The organism is Streptomyces sp. NPDC005435, from assembly GCF_040703155.1.
In the GTDB taxonomy this organism is placed as follows: Bacteria; Actinomycetota; Actinomycetes; order Streptomycetales; family Streptomycetaceae; genus Streptomyces.
Window position 1 is genome coordinate 260550 of record NZ_JBEXEQ010000001.1, and the last position, 16131, is coordinate 276680.

General features: G+C 71.7%; 14 protein-coding genes and 1 tRNA gene. 11 read left to right on the top strand and 4 right to left on the bottom strand.

Annotated elements, in window-relative coordinates; genetic code table 11:
- The first annotated feature begins 445 nt into the window (after positions 1-445).
- Positions 446-2728, top strand: a complete 2283-nt coding sequence (locus AB0898_RS01240; protein WP_366800726.1) for a (Fe-S)-binding protein — start codon at positions 446-448, stop codon at positions 2726-2728.
- Positions 2729-2803: 75 nt separating this feature from the next.
- Here AB0898_RS01240 and AB0898_RS01245 read toward each other — a convergent pair whose 3' ends face one another.
- Positions 2804-3184 carry an antibiotic biosynthesis monooxygenase gene (locus AB0898_RS01245; RefSeq protein ID WP_366800727.1) on the bottom strand — a complete coding sequence of 127 codons (381 nt, stop codon included), beginning with the start codon at positions 3182-3184 and terminating at the stop codon, positions 2804-2806.
- 273 nt (positions 3185-3457) lie between these two features.
- Between AB0898_RS01245 and AB0898_RS01250 the strand changes: the two genes are divergently transcribed.
- The 4 genes from AB0898_RS01250 to AB0898_RS01265 all read left to right on the top strand — a co-directional run bounded on the left by AB0898_RS01250 (position 3458) and on the right by AB0898_RS01265 (position 8465).
- Positions 3458-4870: an FG-GAP-like repeat-containing protein gene (locus AB0898_RS01250; RefSeq protein WP_366800728.1), complete on the top strand. Its 1413-nt coding sequence runs from the start codon at positions 3458-3460 to the stop codon at positions 4868-4870.
- Positions 4871-4905: 35 nt separating this feature from the next.
- Positions 4906-6339 carry a hypothetical protein gene (locus AB0898_RS01255; protein WP_366800729.1) on the top strand — a complete coding sequence of 478 codons (1434 nt, stop codon included), beginning with the start codon at positions 4906-4908 and terminating at the stop codon, positions 6337-6339.
- A 224-nt stretch (positions 6340-6563) separates the two neighbouring features.
- Positions 6564-7526 (top strand): Yip1 family protein, encoded by a 963-nt coding sequence (locus tag AB0898_RS01260; protein WP_366800730.1) that lies wholly within the window; start codon positions 6564-6566, stop codon positions 7524-7526.
- A gap of 177 nt (positions 7527-7703) precedes the next feature.
- Positions 7704-8465, top strand: a complete 762-nt coding sequence (locus AB0898_RS01265) for a hypothetical protein (protein ID WP_366800731.1) — start codon at positions 7704-7706, stop codon at positions 8463-8465.
- A 55-nt stretch (positions 8466-8520) separates the two neighbouring features.
- On the opposite strand, the gene AB0898_RS01270 is transcribed toward AB0898_RS01265, so the two are convergent.
- The 3 genes from AB0898_RS01270 to AB0898_RS01280 form a co-directional block, all read right to left on the bottom strand.
- Positions 8521-9030 (bottom strand): phosphoribosyltransferase, encoded by a 510-nt coding sequence (locus tag AB0898_RS01270; protein ID WP_366800732.1) that lies wholly within the window; start codon positions 9028-9030, stop codon positions 8521-8523.
- Positions 9031-9038: 8 nt separating this feature from the next.
- The gene (gene dcd / locus AB0898_RS01275; protein ID WP_201820314.1) at positions 9039-9614 is read right to left on the bottom strand and encodes a dCTP deaminase; all 576 of its coding nucleotides are present in this window, start codon (positions 9612-9614) and stop codon (positions 9039-9041) included.
- A gap of 128 nt (positions 9615-9742) precedes the next feature.
- Entirely contained in the window at positions 9743-9913 is a 171-nt protein-coding gene (locus AB0898_RS01280) for a hypothetical protein (RefSeq protein ID WP_199581872.1), read from the bottom strand.
- 213 nt (positions 9914-10126) lie between these two features.
- On the opposite strand from AB0898_RS01280, the gene AB0898_RS01285 reads away from it, so the two are divergent.
- From AB0898_RS01285 to AB0898_RS01310, 6 genes are all read left to right on the top strand, one after another.
- Positions 10127-10200 (top strand) — tRNA-Gly (locus AB0898_RS01285).
- Positions 10201-10202: 2 nt separating this feature from the next.
- Positions 10203-10862: a GPP34 family phosphoprotein gene (locus AB0898_RS01290; protein ID WP_366800733.1), complete on the top strand. Its 660-nt coding sequence runs from the start codon at positions 10203-10205 to the stop codon at positions 10860-10862.
- A 133-nt stretch (positions 10863-10995) separates the two neighbouring features.
- Complete coding sequence (locus tag AB0898_RS01295; protein ID WP_366800734.1) at positions 10996-11862, top strand: nucleic acid/nucleotide deaminase domain-containing protein; 867 nt, start codon at positions 10996-10998, stop codon at positions 11860-11862.
- Positions 11859-13538, top strand: a complete 1680-nt coding sequence (locus tag AB0898_RS01300) for a hypothetical protein (RefSeq protein ID WP_366800735.1) — start codon at positions 11859-11861, stop codon at positions 13536-13538. The genes AB0898_RS01295 and AB0898_RS01300 overlap by 4 nt, the downstream gene beginning before the upstream one ends.
- A gap of 180 nt (positions 13539-13718) precedes the next feature.
- Positions 13719-15437, top strand: coding sequence for a nucleic acid/nucleotide deaminase domain-containing protein (locus AB0898_RS01305; protein ID WP_366800736.1), 1719 nt, complete (start codon positions 13719-13721; stop codon positions 15435-15437).
- A 61-nt stretch (positions 15438-15498) separates the two neighbouring features.
- Positions 15499-16110 carry an SUKH-4 family immunity protein gene (locus AB0898_RS01310; protein WP_366800737.1) on the top strand — a complete coding sequence of 204 codons (612 nt, stop codon included), beginning with the start codon at positions 15499-15501 and terminating at the stop codon, positions 16108-16110.
- Positions 16111-16131: the final 21 nt, after the last annotated feature.

Genomic DNA, 16131 nt, shown 5'->3' on the forward strand with positions numbered 1-16131 from the left:
AGGCCCCGTGGGAGAGAGCCCTGGGGCGGAGCTCGTCGGGTGGCCCCGTGCGCCGGGCAGCGGTCCGGTGCGGGTCCTGTCTCCGGGTCGCGCGTGCCCCCGGGGCGTCACTCGGCTGTACCAGTGGCCGGGGAACGGTGGCGGTGGTGCCGCGTGCAGGGTGTGAGCGACCCGGGGGACAGGGGCCCGCTGGGGGAAACGCCCCCTTGGCGGCGCCGCCCCGTCGAGAGCCCCGTACCGCACCCCCGTACCGCACCCCCGCCCCCCGGAGCCCAAGTGGGAGAATTCCACCCCCTCCCCCCGAACCCCCCGGGCCGGGAAAGGCTAGCCTCAGCGATCCACGTCACCCCGCGCGCGGCTGCGTGGCGGCGGAAGATGGGGGTAGTCTCAGACGGACTGCATAAGTTACCGCTTAGTAATTTCGAGGCCGCCTCAGGAGCCCCTCATGCAACTCGCCGCGATCATCGTGTCGCTGGTCCTGACCGTGATCGGCGTCGCGCTGCTGGCCCGCGCCATCGGTCAGTTCGTCCGGTACTTCAAGCTGGGCCAGCCCGTGCCCGCCGGTACCCGGACCGACAACCCGTACCAGCGCAGCGTGACCCTGGTGCGGGAGTTCCTCGGCCACACCCGGATGAACCGGTGGGGCATCGTCGGTATCGCCCACTGGTTCGTGGCCGTCGGCTTCCTGACGCTGCCGCCCACGCTCGCCCAGGCCTTCGGCCAGCTCTTCAAGGCCGACTGGACGCTGCCGCTGATCGGCGACTTCCTGCCGTTCGAGCTGTACATCGAGTTCATCGGCGTGATGACGACCCTGGGCATCCTGGTGCTCATGGCCATCCGGCTGCTGAGCCTGCCGAGCCGCCCCGGCCGCAAGTCCCGCTTCGCGGGCTCCAAGTCCGGCCAGGCGTACTTCGTCGAGTACGTCATCCTCACCATCGGCCTCGCGATCTACACCCTGCGCGGCCTCGAAGGCGCCCTGCACCACGTCGACCACTACGAGGCGGCGTACTTCGCGTCGTACCCCCTGGTCCTCGCCTTCAAGACGCTGAGCGTGACCACCCTGCAGAACCTGGTCTACCTGGTCGCCACGATCAAGATCGGGACCTCGTTCGTCTGGATGATCGTCGTCTCGCTCAACACCAACATGGGCGTCGCCTGGCACCGCTTCCTCGCGTTCCCGAACATCTGGTTCAAGCGCGAGGCCGCCGGCGGCACCGCCCTCGGCGCGCTCCAGCCGATGACCTCCGGCGGCGAGCCGATCGACTTCACCGACCCCGGTGACGACGACGTCTTCGGCGTCTCCCAGGTCGAGCAGTTCTCCTGGAAGGGCCTGCTGGACTTCTCCACCTGCACCGAGTGCGGCCGCTGCCAGTCGCAGTGCCCCGCGTGGAACACCGGCAAGCCGCTCTCCCCCAAGCTGCTCATCATGTCGCTGCGCGACCACGCGCACGCCAAGGCGCCGTACCTGCTCGCGGGCGGCGGCAAGACCATGGAGGGCGACGAGAAGGCGAGCGAGGAGCAGCTCAAGGACGTTCCCGCCGCCGCCCTCGCCGAGGCCGAGCGCCCGCTCATCGGCACCGCCGAGGAGAACGGCGTCATCGACCCCGACGTCCTGTGGTCCTGCACCACCTGCGGCGCCTGCGTCGAGCAGTGCCCCGTCGACATCGAGCACGTCGACCACATCGTCGACATGCGCCGCTACCAGGTGATGATCGAGTCCGCGTTCCCGTCCGAGGCGGGCACGATGCTCAAGAACCTGGAGAAGAAGGGCAACCCCTGGGGCCTGGCGAAGAAGCAGCGCCTGGAGTGGACCAAGGAGGTGGACTTCGAGGTCCCGGTCGTCGGCAAGGACATCGAGGACCTGTCCGAGGTCGAGTACCTGTACTGGGTCGGCTGCGCCGGCGCCCTGGAGGACCGCGCCAAGAAGACCACCAAGGCCTTCGCGGAGCTGCTCCACATCGCGGGCGTCAAGTTCGCCATCATGGGCGGCGACGAGAAGTGCACCGGTGACTCCGCCCGGCGTCTCGGCAACGAGCCGCTGTTCCAGGAGCTGGGCATGGAGAACGTCATGTCCCTCAACGCCGCCTTCGGCGAGGAGATGGACGACGACGGCAAGGTGCTCCCCGAGTCGGCGAAGCCCAAGTCCGCCAAGAAGATCGTCGCCACCTGCCCGCACTGCCTCAACACGCTCGGCAACGAGTACCCGCAGCTCGGCGGCGACTACGAGGTCATCCACCACACCCAGCTGCTCCAGCACCTGGTGGACGAGGGCAAGCTGATCCCGGTCACCCCGGTCGAGGGCATCATCACGTACCACGACCCCTGCTACCTGGGCCGGCACAACAAGATCTACACGCCCCCGCGCGAGATCATCGGCAAGGTTCCGGGCCTCAGGAACGAGGAGATGCACCGTCACAAGGAGCGCGGCTTCTGCTGCGGCGCCGGCGGTGCGCGGATGTGGATGGAGGAGCGGATCGGCAAGCGCATCAACAACGAGCGCGTCGACGAGGCCCTCTCCCTCAACCCGGACATCGTCTCCACCGCCTGCCCGTTCTGCCTGGTCATGCTGACCGACTCCGTCAACGGCAAGAAGAACGAGGGCAAGGCCAAGGAGTCCATCAAGGTCGTGGACGTCGCCCAGCTGCTGCTGGAGTCCGTCAAGACCCCGGTGGACCCGGCCGAGGACGACGAGCCCGCCAACGAGCCGGAGCCCGAGCCGGTGAAGTAGCCCCGGCACGACGACACGGCGCCCCCGGCCCGCAGATGGCCGGGGGCGCCGTCGTCGTACCGGCGGTGAGGAGGACTACGCCTCCTTCGGCGCCGCCTGCTGCACCACCTCGAAGGACCACAGGGTCGAGCCGGACGCGGCGGGCCGGTGCTGCCCACCGCCCTCACCACCCTGGCCGCCGCCCTCGCCACCCTGGCCGCCACCGGCGGCGCCGCCCCCGCCGGCCCCCTGGTGGGCCGCCTTCATCGGACCCTCCATCCACGCCTGGAAGGCCGCGTCGTCGCGCCAGCGGGTGTAGACGAGGTACTGGTCGGTCCCCTCGACCGGCCGCAGCAGCTCGAACCACTCGAACCCGTCCGAGCTCTCCACCGTGTGGGCCCGCGAGGCGAACCGCTTCTCCAGCACCTCCCGCTGCTCGGCGGGAACGGTCAGCACATTGATCTTGACTACGCTCATGCCCCCATCCTGCCCCGGCCGCCCCGGCCATGCGCCCCCGACACCTGCGGCCACCGCGCCCGCGCCGACGGGCGGTCCGACGGGCGGTCCGTTCACCTTCATCGCGGCTTCACCGCGGCGGCCGGCGCTCACACCGAACTCACGTACAACCTTTACCTTTCACGGCGGGTCTCTTGATCACCGGCGGGCCGCCCAGCGGGCCGTCCGGCTGAACCTCGTCCGGCCGGGCGCGCAGCAGTGCGGGTCCGGTCCACTCCCGCTCGGAGCCCCGCCTTGCGCAAGCGCGTCCTCCTCCTGGCCGCCACCCTGACCACCGGCCTGCTCACCGCCCTGCCCGCCACCACGGCCGCCGCCGCGCCGTCCCGGCTGTCCGGCGACTTCAACGGTGACGGGTACCTCGACGTCGCGCTGTCCGCCTCCGGCCACAACGTGGGCAACGCCCAGGTGGCCGGTGCCGTCGTCGTGCTCTACGGCTCCTCCTCGGGTCTCTCCGCCGCCAAGCGCACCCTGATCACCCAGAACTCCGCCGGCGTCCCCGGCACCGCCGAGACGGGCGACCTCTTCGGCGCGAGCCTGGCCGCGGGCGACCTGGACGGCGACGGGTACTCCGACCTCGTCGTGGGCGCCGGGGGCGAGAGCATCGGCGACCGGGACGGGGTGGGCAGCGCGACCATCCTGTGGGGCGGCAAGTCCGGCCTGTCCGGCGGTGCCTCGGTGCCGCAGCCGGCGGATCTGACCGAGTGGGGCGGCTTCGGCCGGGGTATCGCGATCGCCGACTTCGACGGGGACGGCAGACTCGACCTGACCCTCACCGGCCAGACCCACACCCGCCTGTACCGGGGCCCGTTCACCCGCTCGGGAACCCCGGCGGCCCACACCCGCGTCGGCGAACTGGGCACCACCGACGCGACCTTCGCGGGCGACCTCGATCACGACGGCGCGGCCGAGCGCTTCTACCCCTTCCTCGTCGACGGCGACGAGGGCGGCGACGTCGTCTACTTCACCTGGAACGGCACCAGGCAGGCCATGAAGCGCCTGCCGAAGGCGGACGGCACGACCGGCTCGGTGGCCGACATCGACGGCGACGGCTACGGCGACGTGGTCCTCGGCGACGCCTCCGACCCCACCTCGGCCAAGAAGTCCGGCCACAAGGGCGGCCAGATCACCGTCTGGTACGGCGGCCCGAACGGCCCCGACCCGGCGCAGACCCCGACCGTGATCCACCAGGACACCGCCGGCGTGCCCGGCACGGGCGAGACCGACGACCTGTTCGGCTCCTCGGTCGGCACGGGCGACATCAACGGCGACGGCTACGCGGACGTCGCCGTGGGCGCGCCCGGCGAGGACCTGGGCGCGTTCCGGGACGCCGGGTCGGTGACCGTGCTGTTCGGCTCCGCCTCGGGCCTGACCACCAAGGGCGCCAAGTCCTGGACCCAGGACACCAAGGGCGTGCCCGGCGGCTCGGAGACCGGGGACGGCTTCGGCCAGTCGGTCCGTCTCGTCGACATCGACAAGGACCACAAGGCCGACCTGGTGACCGGCGCGGGCCGGGAGAACGGCTACGGCGCCGTCACGGTCCTGCGCGGCGGCGCCGCCGGTCTGACCGCCACCTCCGCCAAGTTCATCGGCGCCCGTGACGTCTCCGTGGCGGGCAACGGGAACTTCGCCTGGGCGATCGCCCAGTGAGCCGCACCCCGCTCCGCTCTCCCCAAGGACACCCCATGCGCGGACGCGCCCTCACCCTCGCGCTCACCGGGCTTCTCGCCCCGCTCGCGCCGACCGCGCCCGCCCACGCGGCCCCGGCGGCCGCCGCCCCGTACGACTTCAACGGCGACGGCCGCGCGGACCTCGCGGTCGGCGCCCCCGACGCCACCGTGAACGGCCGCTCCAAGGCCGGCGCCGTCTCGGTCGTCTACGGCGGCTCCGCCGGGCTGAAGACGGCCACCCGCACCCTGATCACCCAGAACACCGCGGGCATACCCGGCACCACCGAGGCCGGCGACGCCTTCGGCAGCGCGGTGGCGAGCGCCGACCTGGACCAGGACGGCTACGCCGATCTGCTGGTCGGCGCGCCCGGCGAGGACGTGAACGGCGACACCAACGACGGCATGGCCGTCGTCGTGTGGGGCGGCAAGAGCGGACTCTCCGGGGGCCGCGAGGTCCTCAAGCACTGGCCCAGGGACGTGGACCGCTACGGGCAGGCGCTGGCCGTGGCCGACCTCGACCATGACGGCGACCTCGACGTGGCGATCGGCTCCACCGGCTCCGTCTCCCTGACCTTCGTCAACGGCCCGGTCACCCGGTCCGGCGCCTGGCAGAGCCTCGGCGACTCCGGCTCGACGCTCGGCAGCGGCTACTCCCTGGCCTACGGCGCCACCTCCCTGACCTCGGTGAACGCCACCGCCGCCCGGCCCACCGGCCTGGTGACGCACGGCAGGCAGCCGGGAACGGGCCGCGCGATCACCGACCTGGTCCCCGACACGGCCGTCGGCAACTACTCGGACTGGCTCCAGCACCTGCCCGCCGGCACCGTCTCGGCGACCGGCGACATCGACCGGGACGGGTACGCCGACGTCGTCGTCGGCAGCCCCGCCGAGCCGTCCGCCGACCCGGCCGGGGCCAAGGGCGGCAAGGTCACCGTCGTCTACGGCGGCCCGGACGGCAAGAGCACCACGCGCCTGCCGCTGGTGCTCGGCCAGGACACCCCGGGCGTGCCGGGCGCGGCCGAGACGGGCGACGAGTTCGGCGCCGGCGTCTCCCTGGGCGACGTCGACGGGGACGGGTTCCCGGACCTGGCCGTCGGCGCCCCCGGCGAGGACGCGGGGGCCGGCGCGGTCACCGTGCTGTACGGCAGCGCCTCGGGGCTGACCACCAGGAAGGCGGCGTCGTTCGGCCAGAACACCGCCGGTGTGCCGGGCACGTCGGAGAAGGGCGACCGTTTCGGCGCCCGTGTCGTACTCGCCGACCACTCCGGCGACCACCGTGCCGAGCTGACGGTCGCGGCGCCCGGTGAGAACGCGGGCGACGGCGCGGTCTGGTCGCTGCGCGGCTCGGCGTCCGGCACGGTCACCTCGGGCGCGCTCTCCTTCGGGCCCGCGGTCACCGGCGTCGCCACCGCGGGCGCCCCGCACCTCGGCGCGGCTCTCGGCGGCTGAGCCACGGCTGACCCACGGCTGACCCCGGCGGGCGGGCCCTTAAGGGGTTCCCAGGCGGGCGGGCCCTTAAGGGGTTCCCAGGCGGGCGGCCCCTTAAGGGGTTCCCGCTGGGCCCTTAAGGGGTCCCTGACGGTCCCTTAGGGGATGTCACAGGATGGCCGCAATGCCGGGCCCAGCCCCCTGGGCCCGGTCCGCGACCGCCCCGGACCAGGTACGTTCGACGGGTGGCTGGATTCAGGATCGGACGCGGGGACCACGACAATCGCTCCCCGCAGGGACAGCAGGCGCCGCAGGGCCCGTCGTACGGCGGCGGACCCGCCCCGCGCCACGGACAGCAGGGACCGGGCTACCCGCAGGGCGGCCCGGCGTACCCGCAGCAGCAGGCGTACCCCCGCCCGGGACAGCCGGGCCCCGGCGGCCCCTCGTACGGCTACCCGGGACCGCCCGCCGACGGCCCGGAGTACTTCGGCGACGGCGGCCACCACCCGGGGCACCACCCCGGCCACCCCGGCCGACCCGCGCCGCACGACCCGTACGCGGCCGACAACCCGGGCCACACGCAGGCGTTCTCGGTCGACGACGCCGCCGGTTACACCCAGGGCGACACCTACCACGCCGGTGCCGCCGAGCCCGCCGGGCCGATCGGGCCGCCGCTGCACTGGAAGGAGCTGCTGAAGGGGATCGTCCTGTCCCCGAACCAGACCTTCCTGCGCATGCGCGACTACACGATGTGGGGCCCCGCCCTCATCGTCACCTTCCTCTACGGCCTGCTCGCGGTCTTCGGCTTCGACACCGCCCGCGCGGACGCCATCGGCGCGACGCTGACCAACGCCATCCCGATCGTGCTCGTCACCGCCGTCGCGATGGTGCTCAGCATCTTCGTCCTGAGCGTGGTCACCCACACGCTCGCCCGTCAGCTCGGCGGCAACGGCAACTGGCAGCCGACCGTCGGCCTGTCGATGCTGATCATGTCGCTCACGGACGCGCCCCGGCTGGTCTTCGCGATGTTCGCGGGCGGCGACGCGGGCTTCGTCCAGGCGATCGGCTGGGCGACCTGGCTCGGCGCGGGCGCCCTGCTGACGCTGATGGTGTCCCGCTCGCACGACCTGCCCTGGCCGAAGGCGCTGGGCGCGTCCGCGATCCAGCTCATCGCGCTGCTGTCGATCGTGAAGCTCGGCACGTTCTAGTTCGACACGCGGACACGCGCTCGAAAACACCCGTACGGCATACACCCGTACGGCATATGTAGATCATATATGTCCGCTTATCTCCCGATACGTTGAGAACGCCGCACCGGCCGAGGAGCCGGTGCGTGCCTCTTCTTCGAGACGAATCAGGGAGTGAGTGTGAAAGCTCGCTTTGGCGTGAGCCGCGCAAAGGCGCTCACGATCGCCGCACTGTCCGCCCTCGCCGCCACGGCCCTCCAGGTACCGGCCACGGCCGCCGGCGGTACCGGGGGCGGAAGCAGCGCGGACCACTGGGGTGTCATCACCCGCAACACCATCGGCTCGCCGGTGGCCGCACTGCGGGAGGGCCCCTACGGGTCGTTCGGCGTCACCGGCGCCGCCGCCCGTCCGCCCTTCGGCACCGGCAGCCTCGGCATCGAGGTGGCGGACAACTCCACCTCGCTGACCCCGCCCAGCGAGAAGGTGGACTTCGGCAACGAGGTCGACTTCTACGGCAAGCCGGTGCTCGGCCTCACCCAGGTCGGCTTCCGCGTCTTCCAGACCGGCGAGAACGTGTCGTACGGCGGCCCGCGGAACCTGCCGAACATCAAGTTCGAGATCAACCCGAACGTCGCCGCCCACCCCGGTGACACCTACTCCACGCTGGTGTGGGTGCCGGGCCCGGTCACCACGACCGACCGCTGGAGCGGCTACCTCGACGCCACCACCACCGGCACCTGGTACCTGACCGGCGGCGAGACCGCCTGCACGCAGGCCGCGCCCTGCACGTTCGCGCAGGTCAAGGCCTCGCTGAACGACGGCGGCGCCGCACCGCTCATCTACACGGCGGCCGTCGGCAAGGGCCGCGACTACCTGTGGACCGGCGCGGTGGACGGTCTGCGCATCAACAACAACGTCTACGACTTCGAGGCGAACGGCGTGAAGGTGCGCCGCGCCTGACCGAGCCGTACGCGGGCGACGCGGTCCTCGGACGGCCGACGGTATCCGGCCGGGATCAGAGGGCGTCCTTGGACGGCGTCACCGGCTCACCCTGCCTGCGCACGGGGGGCAGCACGCTCCACGGGAAGTTGATCCACGCGTCCGTGCGCTTCCACACGTACTCGCACTTCACCAGCGAGTGCGACTTCTCGTACACGACGGCGGTGCGCACCTCGGCGACCGTCTCCAGGCAGAAGTCCCGCACCAGCTTGAGCGTCTTGCCGGTGTCGGCGACGTCGTCGGTGATCAGGACCTTCTTGTCGGAGAAGTCGATGACGTTGGGGACGGGCGCCAGCATGACCGGCATCTCCAGCGTGGTGCCGACGCCGGTGTAGAACTCCACGTTGACCAGATGGATGTTCTTGCACTCCAGGGCGTAGGCGAGACCGCCGGCCACGAAGACGCCGCCACGGGCGATGCTCAGCACGATGTCCGGCTCGTAGCCGTCGTCCGCGATGGTCTGCGCCAGCTCGCGGACGGCCTCGCCGAAGCGCTCGTAGGTCAGGTTCTCCCGTATGTCGCTCATCGCGTCCCTCAGACCTGGGTCCGGTGGAAGTTCAGGTAGGAGCGCGAGGCGGTCGGGCCGCGCTGGCCCTGGTACCGGGAGCCGTAGCGCTCGCTGCCGTAGGGGTGCTCGGCGGGGGAGCTGAGCCGGAACATGCAAAGCTGGCCGATCTTCATACCGGGCCAGAGCTTGATCGGCAGGGTGGCGAGGTTGGACAGCTCCAGGGTCACGTGTCCGCTGAAGCCGGGGTCGATGAACCCGGCGGTGGAGTGCGTGACCAGGCCGAGCCGGCCGAGCGAGCTCTTGCCCTCCAGGCGGGAGGCGAGGTCGTCGGGCAGCGTGATGACCTCGTACGTGCTGGCCAGCACGAACTCACCGGGGTGCAGGATGAAGGGCTCGTCGCCCTCGGGCTCCACCAGCCGGGTGAGGTCGGCCTGCTCGACGGAGGGGTCGATGTGGGGGTACCGGTGGTTCTCGAACACCCGGAAGTAGCGGTCCAGCCGCACGTCGATGCTGGACGGCTGCACCATGGATTCGTCGTAGGGATCGATCCGCACCCGCCCGGCGTCGATCTCGGCCCGGATGTCCTTGTCTGAGAGAAGCACGTCCCGAGGATACGCAAGGGGCGCGGAGGGCGGACAATCGCGGCGAGCGGCGTGTACGGGCGGCTACGCGACGCGGTCACCCTCCGGGGGCCGGGGGATGACCGCGCGAGTACCTCTGTGTCTTCCGTCTACCGCTTCTCGAGCGTGACCGGTACGACGCTGCGGAGCCGGGCGCACCGCGGGCACCGCACGAGCCGGCCGGGGCCGAGCCGCTCTGCCTGCTGCATCGGGAACGAAGTGGTGCTGAAGACGTGGCCGTCCACGCAGCGGACGACGGTGCGTTCCATCAAGTCCCTCAAGTCCCTTCCCCAGGAGCCTCGTCGGGCCATGAACCCCGACGACAAAAGCCACATTACGGGATACCCGGAAAGCCCCTCCAGACGGCGCTCCGCCCCACCGTACGCCCGACGCACACCCGACACGAAGAGGGCTCTCCACCTGGGGTGGGGCATGGGGTACAGTGAGCGAGCGTTCGGACATCGACAGCGATTTAGTCTCTATGTCCGTATTACGCGGGTGTAGTTTAATGGTAGAACATCAGCTTCCCAAGCTGAGAGCGCGAGTTCGATTCTCGTCACCCGCTCCACTGTGAACCCCCAGGTCGTCGGCCTGGGGGTTGTTTGTTGGCCCACAGGACGTCGCCGCGGTGGCCCGCGTGAGGGGCCGCTGCGGGTGGCTCTGGCGGTTTCGGCGGGGGCGTTGCTGGAGCTGGGGTTTTCCGGGGGGCTGGTGGAGCGGGACGGGGCGCTTGTCCTCGCCGGGGCGTCGGCGCCGGCGGATCCGGCGGCCGCGGCCGTGGCCGAGCACGTGCGGAGTCACCCCGGGGGGACGCCTCGGGAGTGGCTGCTGGCCGTGCGCGAGCAGGCGCTCGGCATGGCGTACGAGGGGCTGATGGGGAAGGGGCTGGTGCGGGAGCGGAGGCGGCGGGTCTTCGGCGTCTTCGGATCCGTGACGTACCCGGTCACGGGGGTGGCGGAACTCGCGGCGCTGCGCGAGCGGTTGGCGGCCGTCCGGGTCCAAGGGCACGGCTCGGACGAGCGTGCGGCGGCGCTGGTCACCCTGCTGGACCACGCGGGACTCCAGGCCGGCCTGCCGCAGGCCTCCGAGGCGGAGGCAACCGGGACGGAGGCACCCGGGGACCGTCCCGTCGCGACCACCGAGGGGCAGCGCATGGCCGCCGCGCTCGGGGACGAGATCCGCACCACGGTCGCCGCGCTCACCGTGGCCATCGGCGCGGCCGCGCTGTAGGCGACGCCAGGACAGCCGCGCCTCGCCGCGAGAACCCGCCGGGCAGTGGCCGGGCCGGCCTTCGGGGGCCGGACGGGCGGGGGTTCAGCGCATAGGGTGGACCCCGTATGCCCGTCGTCCCGAGAGGTCTGTGATGACCGAGCTCCCCCCGGACCCCGCCGTCACGCAGTTCGGCCCGCAGGGGCTGCGGCGGATCAGTGTGCCCGCGTCGTACGGGAGCGTGCCGGGGTCGGCGCGGGCCCATCTCGCGCAGGTGGGTGTGCCGTTGCACGTCGGGCCGTATTTCGTCGCGGCGGACGACACCGACGGGCCCACGCTGGGGATGTACACCGGTCACCGCGGCGTGGCGCTGCAGGGGGACTGGGCGGAGTGGGTGCGGATCGGTACGGACCGGCTGGCGCAGCTGTGTGTGCGGGGCGACGGGTCCGTGGTGGCGGTGTTTCTCGGGCGCGGTGAGCCGGCGCTGTTCGCCGGTTCGGACGTCGCCGCGTTCACCCACTGCGCCGCCGCCCTGGACCGCGCGCTGCCGGTGATCGCCGCCGCGGACGGACTCCAGTCGGCCGCCGAGGCGTTCGCCGCGCTGGTGCGGGAGATCCGGCGCATCGACCCGGAGGCCGTCGCCGGCCGGGAGAACTGGTGGTCCCGGGTGCTGGACGACATCCGCCACACGCTCAACTTCCCCTTCTCGTCGGCCTTCGAGTACGTCGACGGGGACGGGGCGAAGCAGATCGTCACCGCCCAGGCCGGGCCCGGACTGCCGCATCCCGAGGAACAGTTGTGGCGACAGCTCTCCGCCGCCGGTGTGGAGCCGGGGCAGGTGCGGCGCGTGTACTGCGAACTCCAGCCGTGCATGATGCCGGGCCACTACTGCGCCGCCTGGCTCCAAGCCGTGCTGCCGGAGGCCGAGTTCACGCACAGCTTCGACTACGGCGAGACCGCGGAGTCCCGGGAGGAAGGGCTCAAGGAACTCATCGCCTACGCCGCGCGGCAGAGTTCATGACCGCCGGTCCCGCCCCGCACTGGTCCCGGCCCGCGTCCGGGCGCGAGCCCGCCGCGGCCGCCCTGCTCTCCTGGCTCGGCGACCCCCTGGCCCCGGGGCTCGCCGTGGTCACCGGTGGCGCGGGGAGCGGCAAGTCGCGGCTTCTGGCCTGGCTGATCGGCCACGGCACCCGGCCCGGCACCGCCGGCGAACGCCGCGTCCACGGCTTCGTACCGCCGGCCGGGCAGAGCGCCACCACGGCCGCCTGGATGCTCGGGCAGCAGCTGTCGGTCGCCGCCCGTTCGCCGGGCGAGCTGCTGGCAGCGCTGGCCGCCGACCGGCGCCGTACCGTCATCGCGTTACCCGGACTGCACGCGGCCGAACACCCCGGCTCCCTTGTCGAACTCGCGCTGGATCTCGCGGAGTTGGATCACGTCCGGGTACTGGTCGAGGTCCGCTCCGGTACGGAGTGGGAGCGGGCCCTCACCGCCGGGCCCTGCGCGCGCATGGACCTGGACGAGCCCCGGTGGACCGACGAGGCGCGGCGCGCGGCCTGGGACGCGGACCACCCTGACGCGGGCGCCGGACAAGACCCCGACCCCGAGGAGCCGTTCGACCTGGACGACCCCGCCTCGGTCTGCGCCGCCGACCCCTGGAGCGTGACCACCGCGTACGAACGCTCCGGGGAGAATCATGGCGGACTGCGCCCCGCCTGGCTGCGGGCCGGCGCCTCCCTGACCCGCGACCAGCCGCCCGCCGAACGTGCCCTGGTACTGCTCGCCGCCCTCGGCGACGACGCCGATCCCCGGCTGCCCGCCGCTCTCAACTCCCTTGCCGAGGAAGCCTCCTGGACCGTCGTCTGGCATCGGGTGCGGGGCGACGTCAGCCCGCCGTGGCCCGGTCCGGCCCGCGCGCTGGCGGCCGGGACCGGTCCCCTGGCCGGGCAGCTCGTCGTCGCCGACCATCAGGGCACCGTGCGTGTCCTGGACGCGGAGAGCGCTCGTTCCACCGGCCGTCTCCCGCACTCCGCGGCCGGCGCCCGCGCCATCGCCGTACACGACGACGGCACCGTCACCGTCCTGGACGAGCACGGCCTGCCGCACACCCAGCACGCCGCCGAGTCCGCGAAGCCCAAGGGGCTCGCCGCCCTCCTCGACGACGGGCCCTCCACGCGGGAGCAACTCCTCGACGCGGTACGGGAGTACACGCGAAGCCTGCCGGAGACCGTCACCGCGCTGACCGGCGCCGGGGACCGGGTCGTCCTCGGTGACGCGGCCGGTACGGCGCACGTGGTGGCGGCCGGCGCCGAGCCGCGCACCGCCGCGCTGCACCGGGGGCGCGTCACCGCGGTCGCCGGGACCATGCTGCCCGTCTCGGCGGAGGGTGACACCGTCCTGCTGCTGTACACGGGCGGCGCCGACGGCACCGTACGGGCCTGGGCCCCGCACGCCGGGCCGATGCCGGAGCCGGTGGCCCAACGCGACTGCGCCGTCAGCGCGTTGGCCGTGGCGACCGGTGCCTCCGGGCCCGTCCTCGCGATCGCCTGGGCCGATGGGCTCGTCGAACAACAGGCGCTGGAGGACGAGCGGTTGCGCGTCTTCCACCCCGGCGGGCAGGCCCACGCCCTCGCCTTCACGGCGGACGGGGACCTCGTGGTGGGGACGGACGAGGCGCTCGTACGGCTGCGGGGGCGGTGACAGCCGCAACCGTTCCGCAGTCGGCGCGCCCTCGCCCCAACTCCCCTTCCTTGTCCGATAGATGGGACTCTTGTCACAGAACCGCGACGTCACCCGGTTTCCACTTGTGTACCTGCCAATCCGCGCCGTTAGCTGGGTAGTCGGAGACGCAAGTGCCGACGGGAGACGGAGCGCGCGGCCATGGGACTTGTTCTGCCGAGCATCATCGACGAGGCGCTCGACCTCATCGGGGTCAACTGGCCCAACGTCGACGAGGACGACTACTTCGAAATGGCGACGTCCATGCGGGACTTCGCCGACAAGTTCGAGGACCAGGGCGGCGCCGCGCACAAGGCGGTGACCCGCATCCTCGACTCCTCCGAGGGCTGGGCCGTGGATTCCATGCGGAAGCACTGGTCCCATGTGAAGGCCGGCCATCTGGACAAACTCCCCGAGGTGGCACGGCTGTTCGCGGACGCCTGTGACGGCGTCGGGCAGATCATCCGCGGCATGAAGGTCAAGGCGGGTGTCGAACTCGGCGTACTCGCCGGCACCATCGTCGCCGAACTCGCCGCCGCACCCGTGACGTTGGGCATCTCCGCCGCGGTCGCCGCCGGTGAGATCACCCTGATGCGCACCATCGTGAAGCGGCTCGTGGACGAGGCGGTCGATCAGCTGGTCGACATGCTCATCTCCAAGGTCACCGAGCCCGTCACCGCCAAACTCCGTGAACTCGTCTCCGACATGGTGCTCGACCTCGCCGAGGGCGCCTTCAAACCGGGTGCCGAGCCGGGCGGCGGCGGCCCGAAACCGGGCGGCGGCATGAAGCTGGCCTCCGCGGGCGACAGCGGCGACGAGGGCGGCGGCTCCGGCGGCGCGGGCAAGAAGACGGTCATCGACCACGCCGAGTTCGAGGACGGTGCCGGGAAGGTCTCCAGCCACGGCAGCGACCTGGGCAGCGAGTCCGGGATCCATCTCGGCAGGTCGAAGAGCACCTTCGGCAAGACCAAGGGCAAGGACGTCTTCACCCACGCCTTCGACGGCATCCTCGAAGAGGCCATCGACGGCATGGAGAAGGCCGCCAAGAAGGTCACCGACCATGTCACCCACACCTTCCCGGACCGGGTGAAGGGCGCCTCCCGGCACCAGAAGCGCAAGGACCACGACATCGGCGACGAGGCCGACAAGGTCGAGGTCAAGAAGGCCAAGCAGGACCACGGCACGCCCATGTACCTGCTCAGCGACGACGGTTCGATACGGCAGCTGCACCACGACGGGACCACCAGCCCCGTCCACCCCAAGGACACCTCCGGTGTGCACGACGTACTCGGCGACAAGGCCTGGTACCCGTGGAACAACGCGGGCGAGAAGCAGCGCAAGGACAAGCCGGGCAACGGCTCGACGGTCGACTCCAAGAAGGTCGCGCCCGGCTCCACCGAGCTGGCCCGCGCCACCCAGCTCGGCCGCTACGCCAACCGCTCCGAACGCCCCGGCTCCTACATCCCCGGCGGCAACTACGCCTCGGCCCTGTACGACGGCGACGGCAAGCGCTTCATCCTGGTCGGCGCCAGCGGCAAGGCGCACTCCGAACGCTCCATCGGGCATCCGCTGATCAAGAGAGGTCACGAGGGCAACGTCTCCCAGCTCTACACGGAGAGAGAGCCCTGCCAGAAGAATCCCAAGTGCGACAAGTACCTCGCGCGGGAGTTCCCCAGCCACCTTGAGGTCACCCACAGCGCGAAGTACGACCAGTCGGAGAAGGCGTCGGACGGCACGGACCTGAGCAAGTACAAGAAGGACCGGGAGCACCGCGCCTACGTCCAGTGGCTGAGCGACCAGTGGAAACAGCACGGTGTCGACGGCGGGCGCACTGATACGGTGATGGGCCTCTCGCCCTCGGACAACAAGTTCGTTCCGTAGGCGGGGAGTCGGCCAAGAGACCCACGGCGTCCGTGGCGCCGCCGAGTTCGGAGTTCCGGAAGTGCTTTTCGACGTCACCCACAGCGAGCTCGTCGGCATCTTCGGCGAGGACCGGATCGCGACCGTACCCGCCACCGCCTTCGCGCCCGCCGTCGCGGACACCGAGGGCGCCCGGTTCCTGGAGAGCGTCGGTGTCCCCACGGGGACGCTCGTGCTCCGTCAGCCCGAGGAGGCCGGCGGCCGGCTGCCGCTCGTCCGGGACGCCGTCCCCATCGAGGACTTCGAGGACGCACCGGAGGGCGCGGGCGGCTGGCCCGTCATCGGCTGGCTGCTCAACGCGCACCTCGCCCTGGACCCCGGGTCCGGCCGGGTGTACGCCTTCGACGCCGACGAGCAGACCGCGCAGGACCTCCACACGGACGTCTCCTCCCTCGCCGAGGTCACCCTCCGACTCCAGCGCCTGCTGGACGAGTTCACCTTCGACGGCGACGACGAGGAAGCCGGCTTCGAGCGCCTGGAGGGCGACGTCGACCGCATCCGCGAGGACACGAGCGCCGTCGACCCGCTCCCCTTCCGGGACGACGAGACCGTCTGGTCGGTGGTGGCCGACGAGATCGCGATGGGCCAGCGCTTCACGGCCGAGAGCCCGGGAGGACGGTCGCTCTACGGGTGAGCCGGCGCACCCTCGGACCGT